The organism is Pontibacter sp. GD13 (assembly GCF_058216355.1).
This window is the reverse complement of record NZ_JBYZMQ010000001.1, coordinates 666,703-687,789: the sequence shown is the minus strand read 5'-3', so window position 1 is coordinate 687,789 and position 21,087 is coordinate 666,703. Positions and strand designations below refer to the sequence as shown.

The following is a 21,087-nucleotide window of genomic DNA, read 5'->3' as shown; positions in this document are numbered from 1 at the left end:
CAGCCTTTTTTAGTTACTCCTCCCGCTGGGAGGAGGTTAGGAGGAGGGGTTTACTGCCACCGAAACAGAAGCACGCAAAAGCAAACAGTTTGAGCTGCTATTTTTTTCGTAGATTGGATGATCATCCAATTTTAAGAAAATGATAAAGAACTCGGTTTTAGCATTAACGCTTGCCATAGGCCTGGTTGCCTGCCAGCAGCAACCACAGCAAGCCACCAGCGCGGCACAAACACAGGCATCCGAAAGTAAATACTACTATCCGGAAGCAGGGGATAGTTGGAAACATAAATCACCGGAGGAGGCAGGCATGGACCCGGCGCTGTTGCAGCAGGCCGTAGAATGGGCCAGAGCACAGGAAACAACGCAGATAGAAAAAGACTTCTCTACCCAGAAAGAGATCTTTGGCGAGCCACTCGGGCCATTACCGGCCACCCGTGCAAACACCAACGGCATCATCATCAAAAACGGCTACATAGTGGCGGAGTGGGGCGATACCAAAGCCGTTGACCCGACCTACAGCGTGGCCAAAAGCTTTCTCTCCACCATACTTGGCCTCACCATCGAAAAAGGGATGATCAAGGATATACACGACCCAGTGGCAAAGTATGTGAATGACGGGGGCTATGCCTCCGCGCATAACAGCAAGATAACCTGGGAAGACCATGCACGGCAAACCTCAGAGTGGCAAGGCCAGATGTGGGGCAAGCCGGATGATTTTATCGGGAAGGAGGCCTTTGGCCGTGGCGAGCGCAAGCCACGGGAGCTACAGCAGCCGGGCACATTCTACGAGTACAACGACACCCGCATTAACCGCTTTGCGCTGTCTTTGCTGCGTGTTTGGGAAAAGCCGCTGCCCGAAGTGCTGGAAGATGAGATCATGGACCCGATCAATGCCTCGGACACCTGGCGCTGGGTGCCTTATCGCAACTCCGTTGCTGACATTAACGGAAAACAAATGCCCTCTGTAAGCGGCGGCACGCGCTGGGGTGGCGGCCTTTGGATAAGCGCCCGCGACGAGGCTCGATTCGGCTACCTGTTCCTGCGCAATGGCCACTGGGGCGATAAGCAGCTGATTTCAGAAGCATGGGTAAAAGCAGCAACGGCACAACGCGGACCTGTTGGTCCGGATTACGGATATCTGTGGTGGCTGAACACCGAAGGCAAAGCCTGGCCCGATGCCCCTACCACCAGCTACGCCGCCTTGGGTGCCGGTCAGAATACGATTTGGGTAGACCCGGAGCATGACCTGGTGATCGTTTGGCGCTGGCACGATGGCCAGCAGAACGAGCTGTTCAAGCGGGTGCTGGCTGCCGTAAAAGAGTAATTAGAAAGTAAGTAAGGATTGCTCCGGCATTTACTAACCTCCCAGTGTCTTTCAGACCTCTGAGTGTCTAATTAACCACGGAGCAACAGCCGACCCAAACTGAAAAGCGGGAGGTCTATCTTGGAGGAAGTGAGAGGTGCTATTTAAAACGCATCCGGCCATACTTGTAGTAGCCGGGTCCGATGCCGAGTATGATGAAATTACCCTCCGAAACTTTGAAGGCAGAGGTTGGGCGTATGTAGAAATTATCCTGTGGTTTGGCAGAAATGTTTTGAAGCGGGGTGATGTGCTTGTCTCCTGCAGGCATGATGCTGATCAGTAAAGGCACATGCTTTACTACTTCCGGGTTGTGAACAACATCACTGTCGTCAGTGTCAATGCTGGCGTAATCGAAATGCAGGTAAATAAGCTGCAGGGTGTCTGCCAGCGAGGTGGCAAAATAAGACTGCAACTGCGCATCTTTGTTTTGAGTAACTTGCAATTTATTGGCGCTGTTGATGTAGGCCTGCGAGCCATCGTCGCGCAGTCGCACAATGATGACATCGTTATTATACTGTAGCTTCAGGTTATTCTGTGTCTCGTTGTATTTTACCTCCCCGATTAGGGTTACGCCGGCATCGCCCATGGGCACCGCTCTATCCAGTACCAGGTGGCGCAAACGCTGAATATTGTCAAAATCTGGTTTGTAGCGCTTGTAGTTCTGAATGAAGTCCTGCTGAAACAGCGTGTAGTTGACAACTGGGTTGTTGAGGTGCTTTTGGTGAAAGCGGTAGTAAAAGGTGCCGACAGGTTCAGGGTGCTGGCTGACTACATAAGAACTGGGAACCATGTAGCCTGTTACGATCGCTTCACCTTTATCAGTGCAGGTCAGCTTCGCTTCCAGAGGCCGGTAGTCCTCGTCGCCCAGCATAACTTCTGCCAGCTCACCGTTTCTGGCCTCGAGGCGATACAGGAAATAGGACGAAGTAGCAGGTGCTGCCGGCAAGGCCTTTGTCAGGAGGTAGGTGGTGCCATCCGGTAGCACCAGTACCTCCTGCATGTCGCCGCTGGAGGTAAGTGTCTGACTCCAGCGGGGCTCGAACTTATTGGTAAGCAGAGCAGATGTGATGGTTTGTTTGTTGTCACCGGACAAGACCACGATCATCGCTGCCTCATTTTCGGCTGTGGAAATCAATATCTGTTTCCCGAACTCGCCCCTGGCCAGCACCACTATTGTTGGATCATAGTTGCCGTTGTGATGAATCTTCTGAGCGTAGACCACAACCTTCCTGTTCTCCATTCCGCTTGAGATCAAATAGAGCGCACCCCGGATCATTTTTATACTATGGAAATTGGCGCTTTGCCCGTCGGGCGTTCGGGCATGAATGGCCGTAGTCCAGATGCGATTGTAGCTGGCATTGTAATGTTCCAGGGTGATCTGGTTTTCAGACACAGTGGTTGCAAAAAAGCCGTCCTTATCCACCCCTACCACTTGCATGTTCTGTAATTTACCGGGGTCGCGATTGATAGCACTTCCCCAGGTAAACTGTAGTTTTTGGGCACTTAAAGCGTTGGTAATAAGCAGTAATAATATCGTCAGTTTCTTCCAGCTCATCGTCTCCTTCTTCTCTAATTATACGAAGGCGGTTCTGAAACCGATCAGAGGATGCAGGAAACAAGAGCCTGCGCCCTTGCTTTTGTTGTGAAGGGTGCCTTTTACTTACTTAATCTCCGATTTATCGTCCCGGTGATGGGTATCCTGCCGGTTTACCATGCCCTGCGAGGCCATGGCCACCGCTTGCGTCCATTCCGTTTGCAGCAGACTGTATACTTCCAAATCATGGAACAGGCCGGAGCTGCCCAGTTCCCCATCGCGTTCGAGGCCCTCTTTTTTAAAACCGAGCTTCAGGGGGATCTTTTGGCTCTTGGTATTGCCCGTCGCCACTTTTAACTGCACCCGGTTCATGCCCAGCTCCACAAAGGCGAAACGGAGCAGCGCTCTCGTGCCCCTCACCACCAGCCCTTTGCCTTGGTAAGCTTCGGCAAGCCAATACCCGACCTCCAGTTTTTTATTCAGGAAATCAATTCCCTTAAAACCAATAATGCCCGCATGCTGCTCCTGGTACAGGATCACGAATACCTTATCTGCTACATGCCCTTCGGTTGTCACAGCCTTTATGAAGTACGCTGTGTTGTCCACTGCAAGGGTTTTATCGATAAAAGGCAGCCATTCCCTCAAAAAAGCCCTGTTCCGGTCAATCAACTTGAAAATTGGCTTTGCATCGCTCAGGGTTATTTCCCGGAGGCGTAGGTCTGGCGCTACCGGAATCTCAAAAGGAGTAGGGGCAGACTTCATGGCGCTTAGTTTATCTGTTTCCTGAAGCCGCCGGTTAAGCCTTTTTTCCCGGGGCTTCGCGGCTTGCTTTTAGGGGTGGCTTTGGCGGCTTCCGCTTTTTTGGCCATCCCTTTCAGGGTGCTCACTTCCTCCTGCGTCAGCTCGCGGTATTCGCCGGGTTGCAGGCCGGCCAACGTTAACGGCCCAATCGCTGGCCGGATCAGGCGCAGGGTGGGGTATCCTACGGCGGCAGTCATACGGCGCACCTGCCGGTTCATTCCCTGCGAGATCTTTAGCTCTACCCAGGAGGTGGGAATGTTTTTCCGGAACCGGATGGGCGTTGATCGTTCCCATACTTGCGGGTCCAGCTCCAGCACCCGCACTTTGGCAGGGGTGGTTTTCCCGCCTTTTACCTGTACCCCAAGGCGCAATTTGGTCAGGGCTTCGTCCGTTGGCACGCCCTCGAGCTGCGCCCAGTAAGTTTTCTCCACTTTAAAGCGCGGATCAGAAAGGCGGTGCTGTAGCTGCTTGTCATCTGTTAAAAGCACCAGGCCCTCGCTGTCGTAGTCCAGGCGCCCCACCGGGTATATGCCCGGAACGGGTACGTAGTCCTTCAGCGTTTTGCGTCCGGCCTCGTCAGTGAATTGGGTAAGTACCTCAAAAGGTTTATTCAGGATATAGTATTTCAATGGAAGCGGTTCTTAAGAAGTATAACAGCGGCAAAAATACGCATAAAAACAGCAGGATTAGCCATTAGCCGCAGGAGGTTGGGTTGGTGAGGTGCCTTGGCGCTGCTCAAACTCCGGTTGTAACAAAGCCAGCAGCACGGAGTCTTCGTTTACGCCATCTACAATGTAATGGCCTCTGCTCACGCCCTCTATCTGGAAGCCGTAGTGCAGGAGTAATTTTTTGGAGGGTATGTTGTAGTCCGCGATCAGGGCTTCTATCCGGAAGAGGTTCATGTGGCGGAACCCATGCGCTAGCACGGCACCCAGGGCTTCTTTCATCAAACCTTTCCGCTTGTGCTCTTCCTGGTAAAGCTTGTAGCCGATCTCAGCCCGGCGATGTTTCGGTATCCAGGTATGGTAATCGCAATCGCCAAGAACCATACCCGATTGCTTGTCCAGTAAATGAAACCGCTTGAAGGAGATAGAATACGTGCTGTAGCCTTTCCGGTGGTTTTCCTTTTCGAGCTTAAGCTCCTCCTCGGTCTTAAAACCAAAGTAGGCGGCTATCTCAGCATCAGTGGAGGTGGTGAGGAGATGGCCGTAAATATCTGGGGTAAGTTCCCGTAAATAAAGCCTTTCGGTTTCTAGCATGATCGGAAGCGGAACGGTGTGCATACTTCAAAATTAATAACTGCCATTGTACTTGCGGGTAAACCACTCTATGCAAACGAAGCCCAGGAGCAGAAAGAACAGCCATTTCATGTCCACTACCTCTTTCAGTTCTTCCGAACTATAGATCCTGGCCTTGTAATTGGCTTTTAAAAGGTCGTTTTCCAGCTGCTGAAGCTGCGCCGGGTAGTACATTTTGGAGCCCGAGTTGTTGGCCAACTGGAAAAGCAGGTTATGGTCTGCCACGGCGTTCAGGGCCTCCAACTGCAGCTCCTCCACTATAAACTCGCCTTTGTCCTGTTGCAGCTGCCCGTTTATACGCGCCGAAGCGGCATAGGTGTAGTGGCCGCCCGGCAGGGTGCCCACATTTACCCCCGCCTGGTTCTCCCCATTAACAAAGTTCACGCTTCTGGCCTCTCCGTTCTCGTTTTTGATGTTCAGGGTGATGTTCTGCCCATAAATAGGTTCCAGCGCCTGGTTGTAGGCCTCTGCGTTGAAGCGGACCTCATCGGCACTGGTGTATTCCGTTTGCACCGGGTATACGTTCAGGCGTTTTTTATTGCGGGGTGCACTCAGCAGTTGTATCAGGTTGGTGATCAGCTTGTCATACACTTCGGGCTGGGGATTGTTTGCGTGCTCTGCCAGCCGCCACTGCCAGCTGCCGGAAGCGAGCAAGGTGGCGTTGCGGCGGTCGCCGGAGGTCTGCACGGCCAGCATCGGCTTGTTGGTTTTAACGCGGCCCACCTGCTGGAACAGCACCACCTCTGTATTCGGACTCACCCGCACCTCCCCAAACGGCACGCGGGCCGGTGGGTATGCCTCTAGCCGCTCAGAGGCTGCCTCGGGTAAAGTAAATGTACTGAAACTGGTATTAACGACTGGCGTTACATCATCTGTCTGGCCACTGCTGGCAATGTTCAGGCCCACTTGCAGGCGGTTATAGTCATTAAAGTCGCTTTGCGGACCAAGTATAAACAGGGCGGGTAATTTTTTCTGGCGCACCAGGTTCATCACGGCCTCACTGCCGGCCACTCGACCAGGCAGCTGGTGCAGCACCGCCACGTCGTAATCCTGTTGTTTCAGTTGGGTAAGGCCGGGTATGTAAAGCTCGGTTTCGTAGTTCTCATTCGACTCGATGGCCGCCCGCAACGATTTGATGTCGGGGTGCGGGGCGGCGGCGGCAACCAAGATTTTTATCTTGCCTTTTACCACATCTATGTAGGCATGCTTGGTATTGTTGAGCAGGGTGAACTCGCCGGTAAGGGGCTGCACCTCCACTTCGTAGTGCCGCTTTCCAAGTCCGGAGGCCAGCACCTGGAAAGGAACCTGCTGGATGGGGCGGTTTGCCTGCAGGTTTACCGTTTTACTGGCGATGGCTTTCCCGTTCTCTTTGAGCGTGACAGTAGCCTGCTTTCCACCGAAGCCTTCCTGCTGCAGTTCCACATCCAGGGGGAACCGGTTTCCGCTGTAGTTTACCTTGTTGTAGCGCAGAGAAGCCACCAACACGTCTTTTTTGGGGATGGTGTCGCCGAGGGCAACGGCATATACAGGGGAGCCATAGGCAGCGTAAGCGGGGGAGATGCCCTGGTTGATGATGCCATCAGATACCAGCACGATGCCCGCCAGGTTCTGTTCGGCATACGCATCCTGCACGTCGGCCAGCAGCTGGTTCAGGTTGGTGGTTTCAGAAGTATAGCGCACCGAGGTGATGTCCTGGTTCTTTTCACCGGCTTGCAGGGTTCTCACCTCCGTTTTAAAGCCTTCGTCCTGCAGGTGCTGCAGCATGCGTTGCAATCCTGCGGTTGTCTGTCGCAACTGTGCCGAATCAGAGAACAAAGAAACGGATTGGGAGTTGTCGAGCGCAAAAACTATGGTGGGCTGCAGGGTGGTGTTGGCCACATAGCGCACCAAGGGGCCCAGCAGCAAAAAGCAGATCAAGCTGACCACCACAAACCGTAGCCCGGCCAGGGCATAGTTTATACTTTTAGGCCACGGACTTCGCTTGCTGTACAGCAGCCAGGCATACAGCAGGCCAACGGCAAGGCAGGCAAGTATAAGCCAGGGCGAGTAGGTGGTTACAAGGCGGAAGGAAGACAAAAGCAGTAAAAGCGTTAGTGGGTTAATGGTTTCAAACAAGCTGATCCCTTTAAAATCTGACCCATTTTCAAACGCAGGGCCGCACAGGAGAAACTAAAGGTAAAACATAAAGACCAATGCTACTAACGTAAACGCCCTGGCATTGGTCTTTATTTGGAGCTTTTGGAGAATAAATTTAGCTGTAAGCCGTAAGCCTAGTGCTAGGTAGCTTATGTCAGCATGCCGCCATCTACCTGCAGCGTTTGCCCGGTGATGTAGGATGATTCGTCAGAGGCCAGGAACACGGCCGCCTTCGCCACATCCTCAGGAGAGCCGCCGCGCTTCAACGGAATTGCCTTGCGCCACTCGTCCACCACTTTCTGATCGAGTTCGCCGGTCATTTCGGTTTCGATAAAGCCCGGTGCGATAGCATTGCAACGGATGTTGCGCGAGCCCAGTTCCAGGGCCACAGATTTGGTGAAGCCGATGATACCTGCTTTAGAAGCCGCATAGTTTGCCTGGCCCGCGTTGCCTTTTATGCCCACCACCGAGGTGATGTTGATCACGGAACCATACCTGGCGCGCATCATGTGCTTGGTTGCCGCCTTGGTCACGTTAAAAACAGATTTCAGGTTGGTGTTGATCACGGCATCCCACTGTTCCTCGTTCATGCGCATCAGCAGGCCGTCGCGGGTAATGCCGGCATTGTTCACCACAATATCGATCTTGCCGAAATCCTTTACCACATCCTCCACCAGCTGCTCGGCCTGGGCGGTGTTGGCGGCATCTGAGCGGTAGCCTTTCGCCTGGCCGCCGTTAGCAGCCAGGTCCTGCTCCAGCTGCTGGCCTTTTTCCACACTTGAGAGGTAGGTAAACGCTACCTGGGCACCCGCCTCCACAAACTTCTCTGCGATGGCGCGGCCTATTCCTTTGGATGCTCCGGTTACCAGAGCTACTTTTCCTTCTAATGCTTTCATAAAGCCAAAGTTATAAAAAGATATGTTTATTGCGAAAACCCTTTATAACTGATGGCTTCGGGGCGTTAAAATTACTGAAGCTAAGGTTATTGCCTGAAGTATAGTAAAGGAATAATGAAGCGGCTTAAACGGCGGGCTAACGTTGAAATGCTATATTATGTTTTGATTAATGCATTGCAACATATTTATAATCTGATTATTGTATGTAAAATGGTTTTTATTTCTACTGGTTAAAGCATATTTTCGTGACGATTTTTCAACCAAAGGTATTTTAAGTAATGTTCAAACGCAGTAAAGGACTTACCATCCTGATCGCCTTGTCGCTGCTCATTTTTATTACTGCAGCCCAGACGCTCACACTCAACACCGACAGATTCTCAGACCTCCGAAACGAAGTAAAACCCAAACCGGAACCCCCTGAGCCGGAAGTAAAAGCCCCAGCCCCGATCGTATACGGCATCCCCACGGATACCTTAACAATAGTAGAAGGCAAGGTGGCGCGCGGAGAGAACCTGTCTGAGATGCTGGCCGCGTATAACATTACGCCCACCCAGGTGCACCAGCTGGCCAAGCTGGCCAAAAAAGTATACAACGTGCGCCGTATTGCCGCCAACCGCCACTATACCATACTACACGCCCAAAACGCAACCAAAACAGCGCGCTATTTTATATATGAGCCCAACCCGATAGAGTATGTGATCTATGATTTACGCGATAGCCTGGCCGTTACCCTGGTGAAACGCGAGGTGGAGGTGCTGGAGCGCACCCTGGCCGGAACGATAGAAAGCTCCCTGTTTGAGTCGATTGTGGCTGCAGGAGGCTCGCCGCAGCTGGTGAACAAATTCGCCGATATTTACGCCTGGCGCCTGAACCTGAACCGCATTCAGCCCGGAGACCATTTTAAGCTTATTTATGATGAAGAAGTGGTGAACGGGGAAACGATAAGCTACGGGGAACTGAAGTCGGCTGTTTTTGAGCACGAGGGCAAAGAGACCTATGCCATCGCCTTTGACCAGGGCAACGGCACAGACTATTACGACGAGAAAGGGGAAAGCCTAAGAACCGCCTTCCTGAAAGAGCCCCTGGAGTATTCGCGTGTCAGCTCCCGGTTTACCAAACGCCGTTTCCACCCGGTGCAGAAGCGCTACAAGGCCCACCTGGGCACCGACTTTGCCGCCCCGCGCGGCACGCCCATTCGCACCGTTGGCGATGGTGTGGTGCTGGATGCGCGGTATACAAGCGGAAACGGATACTTTGTGAAGATCAAGCACAACAAGACCTACACCACCCAATACCTGCATATGTCTAAGTTTGCACGGAACATCCGAAAAGGCGCGCGCGTGAAAAAAGGACAGACCATTGGGTATGTGGGCAGTACCGGCCTGGCCACGGGCCCCCACCTGTGCTACCGGTTCTGGAAAAACGGGAAACAGGTAGATGCCCTGCGCGTAAAGCTGCCAACTGCTGACCCGGTGTACAAAAAGAACAAAAGTGAATTCACCGCCTTAAAAGAAGCCACCATCAAACGCATGCAGGCCATCGACATGGATGGAGCTAAACCGGCGCTGCTGGCTACCGGGAAAACCACCAAACCGACGGATGCATAAACCGGATATTATTCTATAAAACAGGAAAGGCGCCGCGCAGGCGCCTTTCCTGTTTTATAGGGCTTGTGCTTGGTGGTGGTTTGCCCTCACCCCATGGCGAGGGAGCTTTACGGACCCGGTGGCTACTTGCAATATTTCTGGAGGTAAGGCGCTGCGTCTTTCAAACCCAGGGATTTTGCTTTGGTCCAGTCTGCGCAGGCACCTGTTTTGTCGCCGAGGTTATACTTGGGAGCGCCACGGTTGTAGTAAGCCTCCGCATACTGAGGGTTCAGGGCAATGGCTTGTGTATAATCTGCAATGGCACCGCTGTAGTCTTTTAGTCCGAAGCGCACCAGGCCGCGGCTAAAGTAGGCTTTGCCATCCTTTGGGGAGAGCTCGATGCCTTTGTCATAATCGAGCAAGGCGCTGCGGTAATCTTTCAGGTTATACTTGGCCAAACCCCGGCTCAGGTAAGCTTTGGCGTACCTGGGCTCCAGGGCAATGGCTTTGGTGAAGTCTTCGATGGCAGTGCGGTAGTCCTGCTGCCTGTCAAAGGCCACGCCCCGGTTGGTGAGCGTCACCACATGGTTAGGGTCGTGCTTCAGTACTTCTGTATAGGCTTTGATGGCCTCGGCGTACTGGCCGGCTTTAAAACTCTTGTTCCCGGCCAGAAAGTAATCTTTAACAGATTGTTGCGCCATAGCTGTGTAAGACACTAAAAAGAGCAGGAGCAGGGGTAAACTTTTTTTCATGTACTATATAGGCTGTTAACTATAAAGCGTAAAGTACAGCACAGAAGCCGCATTTTGAAAGACTTTTCTGTGTTTTTACCCTTTTTTCGTCCAATCGCACTGCTTGCGTCTTCAGATTGTGCTAGTGGCAGGCCAGATGATTTGGGGTTTTGTGATGTTGGGATTATCCGTTAATTTTGTCCATCAACTTTAAGAAAAGAGACTATGGCATCAAAATATGATTTAGTAGTGCTTGGTAGTGGCCCAGGCGGTTATGTGGCAGCCATCCGGGCTTCGCAGCTGGGTATGAAGGTAGGTGTGATCGAGCGCGAGTCGCTGGGGGGCATCTGCCTGAACTGGGGATGTATCCCGACCAAAGCACTGTTAAAGAGCGCGAACGTATTCGAGTACATCAACCACGCAGCAGATTACGGCATCAACATTGGCGAGTCGTCCGTGGATTTTGATGCGGTGATAAAGCGTAGCCGTGGCGTGGCCGACGGTATGAGCAAAGGCATTCAGTTTTTGTTCCGCAAGAACAAGATCGATGCGATTATGGGAACCGGTAAATTGCTGGGCAAAGGAAAAATTGAGGTAACGGACAAAGATGGTAAGAAAGAAACCGTAGAGGCGACCAACATTATTGTGGCAACAGGCGCACGTTCGCGCGAGCTGCCTAACCTGCCCATCGACGGCAAGAAAATCATCGGTTACCGCCAGGCCATGGCACTGGAGAAAATGCCGGCGTCTATGGTAGTGGTTGGCTCTGGCGCCATTGGCGTGGAGTTCGCTTATTTCTACAACGCCATGGGTACCAAAGTAACTGTGGTGGAGTACCTGCCGAATGTGGTGCCGGTAGAGGACGAGGAAGTATCGAAGCAGCTGGAGAAATCATTTAAGAAAGCTGGTATCCATATCATGACCAATTCCTCTGTGGAGTCGGTGGACACAAGCGGAAGTATACTTAAAGTAAAAGTAAAAACAGCCAAAGGCGAAGAGACACTGGAAGCGGAGGTAGTGCTTTCGGCAGTTGGCATTCAGACGAACCTGGAGAACATCGGCCTGGAGGAACTGGGCATTAAGGTAGAAAAAGGCCGCTTGGTGGTGGACGACTTCTACAAAACGAATGTGGAGGGGATTTACGCGATCGGTGATATCGTACCGGGCCCTGCCCTGGCGCACGTAGCCTCTGCCGAGGGAATTATTTGCGTAGAGAAAATAGCCGGGCACAATCCGGAGCCACTGAACTACGGTAACATACCGGGCTGTACATATTGCTCTCCCGAAATCGCCTCTGTTGGCTTAACCGAGAAAGCCGCGCGCGAGCAAGGTCTGGACATTAAGGTAGGCAAGTTCCCGTTCTCAGCTTCGGGTAAGGCAAGTGCCGCCGGTGCCAAGGATGGCTTTATAAAAGTAATCTTCGATGCCAAGTATGGCGAGTTCCTGGGGGCGCACATGATCGGGGCCAACGTAACCGAGATGATCGCAGAAGTGGTGGTAGCCCGTAAACTGGAAACGACCGGCCATGAGATCATCAAGTCGGTGCACCCGCACCCTACCATGAGCGAGGCCATTATGGAAGCCGCAGCTGCTGCTTACGGCGAAGTAATTCATTTGTAAGCAGAAACGCTTCGGGTACACCGGGTTTTCCGAATACATGCAAAAGCCGAAAGGAGCGCACGCACCCTTTCGGCTTTTGTGCTTAAAAGCAGCAAGGATCGTGGGCAAAAGATTAGAGTATAAATTAGTACGGCATACCGTATTTATACTTAAATTGAAGAATTTACCTGCGAAATCCATCTTTTCGGGATAAAACGTATGTTTTAAAGCTGCTTTTCTTTTTAATTTAACGGGCAATAAAATTGCACAGCGCGCACCCTATATGAAGTTACAAAGTAAAGTGAAGTTCGTTTCAAAAGACAAAAATCTCTTTTTCGCAACCACACGCAAGCGTGTCGACGCTTATTTTACAGAGAACAACCTCTCTAAAACGGCTAATTCAGAAATGGTGCTGAAAAGTGTGGTGCTGATCGGTTGTTATGTGGTACCATTTATATTTTTGCTGGCATTTCAGCCGGCTTACCCGCTCAGCCTGCTGCTCTGGTTTGTGATGGGGCTGGGGGTAGCCGGCATCGGCATGAGCGTGATGCACGATGCCAACCACGGCGCTTATGCCAAAAGCAAACGGCTGAACTTCCTGATGGGCCACACCCTGAACCTTGTGGGCGGCTCAGCTTTTAACTGGAAACTGCAACACAACATCCTGCACCATACTTATACCAATGTGGTAGAGCTGGACGAGGACATACAAGACCGGCTGGTGCTGCGCTTCTCGCCCCACACCAGGGTCAAGTTCTTCCATAAGCTGCAGTGGGTGTATGCCTTCGCTTTTTATGGGCTGCTCACGCTATACTGGGTCATCGCCAAAGATTTTGTGCAGTATTTCCTTTTTATCAGAAATGGCGTAAATGCCAACTCCGACGCCGAGAACAAAAGAATGCTGCTGAAGGTGATCGTGATGAAGGTACTTTACTTCCTGGTGATCCTGGCGATGCCTGTGCTAGTGTTTAACATTCCGTTCGGGCAGGTACTGCTGGGCTTCCTGCTGATGCACTTTGTGGCTGGCATCATCCTAACGGTTGTGTTCCAGTTGGCACATACTGTAGAAGGAACCAGCCACCCCAGGCCCGATGAAAATGGCACCATCGAAAACGACTGGGCGGTGCACCAGATGCATACCACCGTTAACTTCTCGCGCAATAACAAGTTTATTAACTGGTATGTGGGCGGACTCAACTACCAGATCGAGCATCACCTGTTTCCGCGCGTGTGCCACGTGCATTACCCGGCCATCTCGCATATCGTAAAAGCAACCGCCGAAGAATACGGCATTCCCTATATGGAAAACAAAACATTCTGGCAGGCTGTTAATTCTCATATAGCCACACTGCGCCGCTTTGGCAGACTGCCCGATATGAACGAGGCCATAGCCTAGGGAACCGAAATATAACACTCTTTGTAACACAGGGCGATCATCATTTTTGCTTAACTTTGGTTGATATTCCATACCATGAACAACACGATACAGAATTCTCCTCCCGCGACGCAGCCTAGCCGTTATCGCCTGGTGGAATACAAAGAGGCAGCCGATGACGTGAAAGCGATCTATGATGATGCCATGCGCTCGTTGCAGTTGCCTTTTGTGTTAAACTGGTTTAAATGCCAGGGCAGCAATGCCACCCTGTTACGCGGCAACTGGACTAAGCTAAAGTCCACCCTGATAGAAGGAGAGGTGCCCAATGTGCTGAAGCAGCTCATCATTTACAACGTGTCCAGCCTGCGCGGTTGCGATTACTGCGCCAAGGCCCATGGTATTTTTGCCGACAGCATGAGCAGCATGATCAGTCCGAATGCCGATTACAAGGCCACAGAGCTCGACTCGCCTTTGTTGCCGACTAGCTATAAAACGGCTATCCGCCTGGTAACAAAGGCTGCGCTCCATACACAGCAGCTAACAGATGAGGATTTTGCGGAGCTGGAGCAGGAGGGTTTTTCTGAGGCTGAGATACAGGAACTTATGGCGCAGGCCGATCTGGTAAACATGCTGAACACCATTGCTACCATTTCGGGGATAAAACTGGACAACGAGCTGGCGGAGACGGAGTTCTAGCTGCGGGTAGGGCAATGGCAGTTGAGCACCAGATTTTAAGGGTAACCTATGAGGCTTTTTCCAAGTTCTCGAACAGCCTGATCCAAAGCCGCTCGCTGGATGCCGTGGTCAAGTGCTTTCGGATTAACCTGAAGTACCTATTTAACTACCATGTATTCAGGGCAAGCTATCACAGAGGCGACCTTTACCTGCATTTGGAGATAACCGCACACGGCGCCACGATTACTGAGGAAAAAAGTCCGGGGTATCTGCCTTTCGAGAAGACCTTACTGGAATCCGGGGTGCCCAGGTGCTGGACAGATGTCAACGAGCTGGACCTGCCAGCCAACTATAGTCTTCCTGCCGAAGAGGGCGTTGCCTTGTGGGGCTGGGTGATATGCAACGATGACCAGCGGCAGATTGTGGCATCGGTGCTGGCCGGAAAAAACAAACCTTTTGCCGCGAAGGATATTACCTTTCTGAAACTGGTAGCAGAGAACCTGGAGGCCAAATTATTTGAGCTCTGCCTGCTGAAAGAGCTGGATGAGAATAACCGTCGCCTGCAACAGGCAGTGGAGACAATCAATGAAAAAAACGCCGTTATCTCTACTATCATGGCGCAACAGCAGGATATTATCCTGGAGAGAACCAAAGAGATAAGCGCCAAAAACGAGAAGTTGCTGCAGGTTTCTGTATTAAACGCCCACAGCGTACGCGAACCCCTCAGCCGCATTCTGGGCTTGGTTAACCTGCTGGATATCAAGCCCTGGACACTGGAGGAGATCAAAGCCAGTATCATGCCCCGGGTAAAGCAGTCATCCCAAGACCTGGACACGGCCTTGCAGCAAGTAATAGAGATGTCGACGGCAGATCTGATCAAATTAAAAGCGAAGGAATAAATAGATGAAAAAAGTTCTGTTAGTAGATGATATGGAGATACTTAACTTCATCATGGTTACGTCTATCGCCAATGTGAAGCCAGATTATGTGGTGCATGATTTCACGGAACCCCTCAAAGCCTTCGAGGCGCTCAGAGATATCGACCCCGATCTGATCTTTTTGGATATCAACATGCCCGTGTTGGACGGATGGGGATTCCTGGAGAAGATGCAGGAGGAGAACCTGAACCACAAGGTATATATCCTCACCTCCTCTACAAGTGAGCTGGACCGGGAGCGTGCCCGGCAGTTCGACAACGTGGTGCAGTTTGTGGTAAAACCCGTAGAGGAAGAACTGCTTGTAGAGCTGCTGTAGCCTGCGCCCGGACGTAACAAGTACCAGGCATCCCACTACACTCAGCGGCCCTGTCGCGCTGCTTTCCTTTTAAAACACCACCTGGGTTTGCCAGTTGTAGGAAATGACCATACTTAATCCTACCTTTGCACCTTATTACGCCAACTAATCTTTAAAAAGAACCTTTGTTCAGGTTAATAGGTTAAGGAGGGGTAAGATGAGCAAGAAGCACGCACTGTGCTGCACTTTGAGTTGAAGGCGCTTGTTCATCAAAGCTTAAGCTGAGTCCGCGACAAATTAGATGCAGGGCCAGCACTTCATACTGTAAGATCCATTAATGACATTCGAGAATTTAAATCTGATAGAGCCAATCCTAAAAGCTCTTAAAACTGAAGGATACACTACCCCCACTCCAATTCAGGCACAAGCCATCCCGTACATACTGCAGCAGCGCGACATCCTGGGATGCGCGCAAACAGGCACCGGAAAAACGGCCGCTTTCTCTATTCCCATTCTGCAACTCTTGCACGAGCAGCAGCCACAGGGCGGACAAAGAAAGATCAAAGCGCTTGTGCTTACCCCCACCCGAGAGCTCGCCATCCAGATAGGAGACAGCCTGAAGGCCTACGGCAAGAACACAGGATTGAAGCATACCGTTATTTTTGGCGGCGTGCCCCAGCGCGCGCAGACCGATGCGCTTAGAGCGGGAATAGACATTCTGGTGGCAACGCCAGGACGCCTGCTCGACCTGATGGCACAAAAGTACGTGCATTTGCAGCACCTGCAGATGTTTGTGCTCGACGAGGCAGATCGTATGCTGGACATGGGGTTTGTGCATGATGTGAAAAAGGTGCTCAAAGTGATACCTGAAAAAAGGCAGTCGCTGTTTTTCTCGGCTACCATGGCCACCGAGATCATGAAACTGGCGGATACCATTCTGGTAAACCCTGCCAAAGTGGAGGTTACCCCGGTTTCGTCAACGGCTAACACCATTAAGCAGGCCGTGTATTACGTGAAAAAATCAGACAAGAAGAACCTGCTCCTCCACTTGCTGAAAGGCGGTGAGATAGACAGAGCGCTTGTATTTACCCGCACCAAGCATGGCGCCGACCGTGTGGCCAAGGACATGACCAAAGCAGGCGTACAGGCAGAGGCTATTCACGGCAACAAGTCGCAGAATGCCCGCGTGCGCGCCCTGGATAATTTCAAGAAAAGCCAGACACGTGTGTTGGTCGCTACCGATATCGCAGCACGCGGCATTGATGTGGACGACCTGAGCCATGTGATCAACTACGAACTGCCCAACGAGCCGGAAACCTACGTACACCGCATTGGCCGTACAGGACGTGCCGGGGCAAGCGGCGTGGCGCTCTCTTTCTGCGATGCCGAGGAAACAGCGTACCTGGTAAGCATCCAAAAACTGATCTCTAAGTCGGTACCGGTTATTGATAACCACCCGTACCCCATGACAGCCAAGGACTTTGCAGAGGCAGCCAGCACCGTGAAGCAACAAAAGCGTGGCGGCGGTGGCCGAAGAAACGGCGCTTCGGGTGGCAGCAGGCCAGCTGGGGGGCCCCGCAACGGAGGTGGCAACAGCAGCCAGACTAGTGCCGGTGGCGTCAACAGGCGCTGGAGTAGCAACAAACCAAAAGCGAACGCATAAGCTTCAACAAGTATAAAGTATAAAATCCTGCCGGTGCATAACCGGCAGGATTTTTTTATGGCTGTATCAGGATTCAAAGACCTCACAGCGTCTTTCAGACCTGTGAGCGTCTTGTTTGCTACAAGGCAAAAGCCACTGGCCCAGACGCTCACAGGTTTTTTAAACACTGTGAGGACTTTGTGGCAGGTAATTCTGTTAGCGATCAGTTTTTACATTTTGTAAATTTGCCGGATTGCAACCTCAGCCCGCAGCACATGCCCAACATAGAAGTTACCCCCTGCACCACCAAGGACCTTTACACCTTACAGGACATTGCCATAAACTCTTACGGCGACCATTACCTGTACCTTTGGCATGATGGCGGCATGTGGTACATGGAGCGATGCTTCAGTGATGCGGCACTACAAAAAGAACTGGCGGACCCCAACGCCGCCTTTTTTCTGGTGTACCTCGATAAGCAGCTCATCGGTTTCCTGAAGTTTAACACAGATAAAGCCTGGGAGGAATACACCGCCCACGAAGCCATGGAGCTGGAACGGATCTATTTGCTGAAGAACGCGGCAGGTAAAGGAGTGGGCAAGGCGCTTATCGATTTCACCAAACAGTACGCGCGTAGCAGAAACAAGCAGGTGATCTGGCTAAAGGCCATGGATAGCAGCAAGTCAGTTGATTTTTATGAGCGGCACGGCTTTGAGAAATGCGGAACGTTTACCCTCGACTTTGAGACCATGAAAGCGGAATACCGTGGCATGCACGTGATGAAGCTCGCTTTATAACGCACAAAGAAACAAATAACCGTTAATTGATGTTGGTACATTGTTATCTTTGTGCCCTTTATCACCCTTCCAGCCGTAAGCAAGGTTTTCCTATTCCGGCATTCCCTGCTTATACTTTAGCCATAAACAAGCGTCGTGCCTCTGGCTCCGTACGTTACGCGTGGACAAACTTAAAAATTAGAATGAGCAAAAAGCAACAGAACATCATCATACTTATACTTGGCGTGCTGGCGGCACTGGGTCCTTTTGCCATCGATATGTACCTGCCCGGTTTCCCGGCCATTGCCAAAGACCTCCGTACCGATATCTCGCATGTCGCCCTTTCTCTTACCAGTTATTTTATCGGCATCTCGGTTGGCCAGTTGATCTATGGGCCCCTGGTGGACAGGTTTGGTCGTAAAAAGCCCCTCCTTATCGGTCTGAGCATATTTGTGGTCGCTTCCATTGGCTGCGCGATGGCGCCTACAGTGGAATGGCTGATTGGGCTAAGGCTTTTACTGGCCCTGGGTGGCTGTGTGGGCATGGTGGCCAGCAGGGCCGTAGTGCGCGATGTTTTTCCGGTAAGCGACATCCCCAGGGTGTTCTCCATGTTAATGCTGGTGATGGGCGTGGCTCCTATCATTGCACCCACCATTGGGGGCTTTGTAACGGCTACATTCGGGTGGCGGTATATTTTTGTGGTGCTGTCGGGCATCGGCCTGGCCGTTTTACTGATCGTCGGTTTCCTGCTTCCTGAAAGCCGGGGAGCCGACAAGTCGATCTCCCTGAAGCCCAAAAGGGTGCTGGCCGATTTTATAAGTGTGTTGAAGAACCCTGTTTTCCTGACCTATGCGTTTGCCGCCAGCACAGCCCAGGCAGGGCTGTTTGCATATATTACAGGGTCGCCTTTTGTGTTTATGGAGATCTTCGGCTTATCCGAAACACAGTATGGCTGGGCTTTCGGTCTGAACGCCTTTGGTTTTATAGCCGGAAGCCAGGCAAACAACCTGGCCATGAAACGGAGAACATCGGCCCAGATTACGCTGACTGCGGGTGTGGTGCAGTTTGTGGCCGGGGCCATGCTTCTGGTCGGCAACTATTTTGGATTTATCGGGGTGACGGGCTCCTTAATGTTGATTTTTTGTTACCTCTTCTGCCTGGGCTTCGTAACGCCTAACGCGGTGGCCCTGGCCCTGGCGCCCTTTGCCCGGAATGCGGGGAGCGCCTCTGCCCTGATGGGAAGCGCCCAGATGGCCATCGGGGCAGTTGCCTCGGCTCTGATCAGTACGTTTCACAACGGCACAGCCGTGCCCATGACCCTGGTCATGGCAGGCGCTACCGTAATCAGCTTGGGGCTGTTGTTGGGTTTCAGGAGGTACTCCCGTAAAAACCAGCTGGTAAAGGCACCTGCAAAGGAAACCGTAACCTAGGTAATCGTAGCGCGTGCCGGCTGGTAATACATGTTTAAAAGAGGAAGCTTTGGAAGATACTGTAGATGTATTGATTGTGGGAGGAGGCCCTATTGGGCTGGCTTGCGGCATAGAGGCCAAAAAAGCGGGGTTAAGCCATGTAATTGTGGAGAAAGGCTGCGTCGTGAACTCCCTTTTCAACTATCCCCTGCACATGACCTTTTTCTCTACCTCCGACAGGCTGGAGATCGGTGGCTACCCTTTCCCTTCCATTCAGCCCAAGCCAAACCGCATGGAGGCGCTGGAGTATTACCGCCGCGTGTCGGATGTAAGCGAGCTGAATGTGCACCTGTTTGAGGAAGTCAGGAACATTGAGTCTTTAGAAGGCGTGTACGCCGTAAACACGAGCAAAAAGCAATTCCGGGCCAGGTATGTGATCATTGCCACCGGCTTTTACGACATCCCAAACCTGCTTGGTATTCCGGGGGAGGAGCTGCCCAAAGTAAGGCACTATTACTACGACCCGCATTATTACTACAAGCAGAAACTGGTGGTGATAGGGGCCAACAATTCAGCTGCCGACGTGGCCCTGGAATGCTGGCGCAGAGGAGCAGACGTAACCATGGTGGTGCGCCAGCCAGCCTTGCAAAGTATAAAGTACTGGGTAAAGCCAGACCTCGAGAATCGCATAGCGGAGGGAGCCATTAAAGCTTACTTCAGCTCCAGCGTTACGGCCGTGCGCGACAAAGAAGTGGACATCCTGACACCTGAGGGAGAACTGACGCTCGCCAATGATTTCGTGCTGGCCATGACGGGTTACAAACCAAACTTCAGCTTTTTGGAGAACGTGGGTATCCGGCTCTCTGCCGATGAGCAAAGGCACCCTACCTACAATCCAGCCACCATGGAAACCAACATGCCGCGCATGTACCTGGCTGGCGTAGTCTGCGGCGGCATGGACACCCGGGTTTGGTTTATCGAAAACTCACGGGAGCATGCCGTTAAGATCGTGCAGGACATTCAGCAAAAAGAGCATTTGACGGCCTAAGCCTGCTTCTGCTCCTGCTCTTGTGGCACGCTTTGTTCCTGCGGGGCATTTTGCCTGGTGCGGCTTACCAGGTACACGCCTGCGAAGATCAGCAGCGCGAAAAGCGCTTTCTGCAGCGTAAACACATCTTTACCCACTCCCACAGCAATCAGGATGGCCATTACGGGCTGTAAGTAAATGTAAGCTCCAACCAGCGAGGGGTTGGCATATCGCAAAGCCCAGGTGTTAAGCAGGTAGGCAATAATGGTGACGGCAAACACCATGAACAGAATGGCCAGCCAGATGGAAAGCGGAAAGGCGCTGTAATCGGGTGTCATCACCTGCCTGAAGCCAAAGGGTATCACCAGCACGGCACCCACTGTAAAAATGCGGCTCACGATGGTAATGGCCTTGTAGCGCTGCATAAGCGGCTTTACCAACACCAGGTACATGGCAAAGGAAGTGGCATTGAGGATAATGAGCAGGTCGCCCCACAGATTGCCGGTAGTATGCCCGCTTCCGGAAGTATAGATCAGCAGAAATGCCCCCAGGCAAGCCAGCGCGATGCCAGATACCTTGCGCTTGCTGATGCGCTCTTTGAGCAGGATGGCCGAAAAAACCAGCACCACCACCGGCACGATCACCATCAGCAGCGCCGCATTGATAGGGGCTGTCAGGTTCAGGCCGGCAAAAAAACACAGCTGGTTCACCGCGATGCCGGTTACCCCGCAAAGTATGACGCGCAGGTTATCGGCCCGCCCCACGATCTTCTCTTTGGTGACCATCCGCGACAAAATGCCAAAGAAAATGGCCGCCGAAACCACCCGTATCAAAATTAACCCAAAAGGGCCCACATATACCGGCATAACTGCCTTGGCAATGCTGTAATTACTGCCGTAGATCAGGGCCACCAGGAACAAGGCGCCATGCACCTGCATTTGCTTACTCATGCTGCAAAGTTAAGTGCTTATTCTTTTAAGCCCGTATAAGGATGAAAAACAAATAA

The 21,087-nt window shown here is 52.0% G+C and carries 19 protein-coding genes; 11 read left to right on the top strand and 8 right to left on the bottom strand.

Annotated elements, in window-relative coordinates; translation table 11 throughout:
* The first annotated feature begins 139 nt into the window (after positions 1 to 139).
* Positions 140 to 1,324 carry a serine hydrolase domain-containing protein gene (locus AC4BAN_RS02760; RefSeq protein ID WP_490562830.1) on the top strand — a complete coding sequence of 395 codons (1,185 nt, stop codon included), beginning with the start codon at positions 140 to 142 and terminating at the stop codon, positions 1,322 to 1,324.
* A gap of 139 nt (positions 1,325 to 1,463) precedes the next feature.
* Here AC4BAN_RS02760 and AC4BAN_RS02755 read toward each other — a convergent pair whose 3' ends face one another.
* The 6 genes from AC4BAN_RS02755 to fabG form a co-directional block, all read right to left on the bottom strand.
* The gene (locus AC4BAN_RS02755; protein WP_490562829.1) at positions 1,464 to 2,918 is read right to left on the bottom strand and encodes a hypothetical protein; all 1,455 of its coding nucleotides are present in this window, start codon (positions 2,916 to 2,918) and stop codon (positions 1,464 to 1,466) included.
* Between the two features lie 105 nt (positions 2,919 to 3,023).
* Positions 3,024 to 3,659, bottom strand: a complete 636-nt coding sequence (locus AC4BAN_RS02750) for a GNAT family N-acetyltransferase (protein WP_490562828.1) — start codon at positions 3,657 to 3,659, stop codon at positions 3,024 to 3,026.
* Between the two features lie 5 nt (positions 3,660 to 3,664).
* Positions 3,665 to 4,327: a pseudouridine synthase gene (locus AC4BAN_RS02745; RefSeq protein ID WP_490562827.1), complete on the bottom strand. Its 663-nt coding sequence runs from the start codon at positions 4,325 to 4,327 to the stop codon at positions 3,665 to 3,667.
* A gap of 57 nt (positions 4,328 to 4,384) precedes the next feature.
* Positions 4,385 to 4,981, bottom strand: a complete 597-nt coding sequence (locus AC4BAN_RS02740) for a GNAT family N-acetyltransferase (protein ID WP_490562826.1) — start codon at positions 4,979 to 4,981, stop codon at positions 4,385 to 4,387.
* A 9-nt stretch (positions 4,982 to 4,990) separates the two neighbouring features.
* Positions 4,991 to 7,111: a vWA domain-containing protein gene (locus AC4BAN_RS02735; protein WP_490562825.1), complete on the bottom strand. Its 2,121-nt coding sequence runs from the start codon at positions 7,109 to 7,111 to the stop codon at positions 4,991 to 4,993.
* Positions 7,112 to 7,281: 170 nt separating this feature from the next.
* On the bottom strand, positions 7,282 to 8,028 hold the full coding sequence (gene fabG, locus AC4BAN_RS02730; protein ID WP_490562824.1) for a 3-oxoacyl-[acyl-carrier-protein] reductase: 747 nt from the start codon (positions 8,026 to 8,028) through the stop codon (positions 7,282 to 7,284).
* Positions 8,029 to 8,306: 278 nt separating this feature from the next.
* Here fabG and AC4BAN_RS02725 point away from each other — a divergent pair, with 278 nt between their 5' ends.
* Positions 8,307 to 9,635, top strand: a complete 1,329-nt coding sequence (locus AC4BAN_RS02725) for a peptidoglycan DD-metalloendopeptidase family protein (RefSeq protein WP_490562823.1) — start codon at positions 8,307 to 8,309, stop codon at positions 9,633 to 9,635.
* 122 nt (positions 9,636 to 9,757) lie between these two features.
* On the opposite strand, the gene AC4BAN_RS02720 is transcribed toward AC4BAN_RS02725, so the two are convergent.
* Positions 9,758 to 10,366, bottom strand: coding sequence for a tetratricopeptide repeat protein (locus AC4BAN_RS02720; RefSeq protein ID WP_490562822.1), 609 nt, complete (start codon positions 10,364 to 10,366; stop codon positions 9,758 to 9,760).
* A 204-nt stretch (positions 10,367 to 10,570) separates the two neighbouring features.
* Between AC4BAN_RS02720 and lpdA the strand changes: the two genes are divergently transcribed.
* The 9 genes from lpdA to AC4BAN_RS02675 all read left to right on the top strand — a co-directional run bounded on the left by lpdA (position 10,571) and on the right by AC4BAN_RS02675 (position 20,102).
* Positions 10,571 to 11,965: a dihydrolipoyl dehydrogenase gene (lpdA, locus tag AC4BAN_RS02715; RefSeq protein WP_490562821.1), complete on the top strand. Its 1,395-nt coding sequence runs from the start codon at positions 10,571 to 10,573 to the stop codon at positions 11,963 to 11,965.
* Positions 11,966 to 12,227: 262 nt separating this feature from the next.
* Positions 12,228 to 13,340: a fatty acid desaturase family protein gene (locus tag AC4BAN_RS02710; RefSeq protein ID WP_490562820.1), complete on the top strand. Its 1,113-nt coding sequence runs from the start codon at positions 12,228 to 12,230 to the stop codon at positions 13,338 to 13,340.
* A gap of 75 nt (positions 13,341 to 13,415) precedes the next feature.
* The gene (locus AC4BAN_RS02705) at positions 13,416 to 14,015 is read left to right on the top strand and encodes a carboxymuconolactone decarboxylase family protein (RefSeq protein ID WP_490562819.1); all 600 of its coding nucleotides are present in this window, start codon (positions 13,416 to 13,418) and stop codon (positions 14,013 to 14,015) included.
* A gap of 14 nt (positions 14,016 to 14,029) precedes the next feature.
* Positions 14,030 to 14,893 carry a hypothetical protein gene (locus AC4BAN_RS02700; RefSeq protein ID WP_490562818.1) on the top strand — a complete coding sequence of 288 codons (864 nt, stop codon included), beginning with the start codon at positions 14,030 to 14,032 and terminating at the stop codon, positions 14,891 to 14,893.
* 4 nt (positions 14,894 to 14,897) lie between these two features.
* Entirely contained in the window at positions 14,898 to 15,248 is a 351-nt protein-coding gene (locus tag AC4BAN_RS02695) for a response regulator (RefSeq protein WP_490562817.1), read from the top strand.
* Positions 15,249 to 15,564: 316 nt separating this feature from the next.
* Positions 15,565 to 16,890 carry a DEAD/DEAH box helicase gene (locus AC4BAN_RS02690; RefSeq protein WP_490562816.1) on the top strand — a complete coding sequence of 442 codons (1,326 nt, stop codon included), beginning with the start codon at positions 15,565 to 15,567 and terminating at the stop codon, positions 16,888 to 16,890.
* A 254-nt stretch (positions 16,891 to 17,144) separates the two neighbouring features.
* Complete coding sequence (locus tag AC4BAN_RS02685) at positions 17,145 to 17,666, top strand: GNAT family N-acetyltransferase (protein WP_490562815.1); 522 nt, start codon at positions 17,145 to 17,147, stop codon at positions 17,664 to 17,666.
* Positions 17,667 to 17,848: 182 nt separating this feature from the next.
* Positions 17,849 to 19,075 carry a multidrug effflux MFS transporter gene (locus tag AC4BAN_RS02680; protein WP_490562814.1) on the top strand — a complete coding sequence of 409 codons (1,227 nt, stop codon included), beginning with the start codon at positions 17,849 to 17,851 and terminating at the stop codon, positions 19,073 to 19,075.
* 49 nt (positions 19,076 to 19,124) lie between these two features.
* On the top strand, positions 19,125 to 20,102 hold the full coding sequence (locus AC4BAN_RS02675; protein WP_490562813.1) for a YpdA family putative bacillithiol disulfide reductase: 978 nt from the start codon (positions 19,125 to 19,127) through the stop codon (positions 20,100 to 20,102).
* Here AC4BAN_RS02675 and AC4BAN_RS02670 read toward each other — a convergent pair.
* A complete protein-coding gene (locus AC4BAN_RS02670; RefSeq protein ID WP_490562812.1) occupies positions 20,099 to 21,031 on the bottom strand; it encodes a DMT family transporter in 933 nt (310 codons plus the stop codon). The genes AC4BAN_RS02675 and AC4BAN_RS02670 overlap by 4 nt on opposite strands.
* Positions 21,032 to 21,087 lie beyond the last annotated feature (56 nt).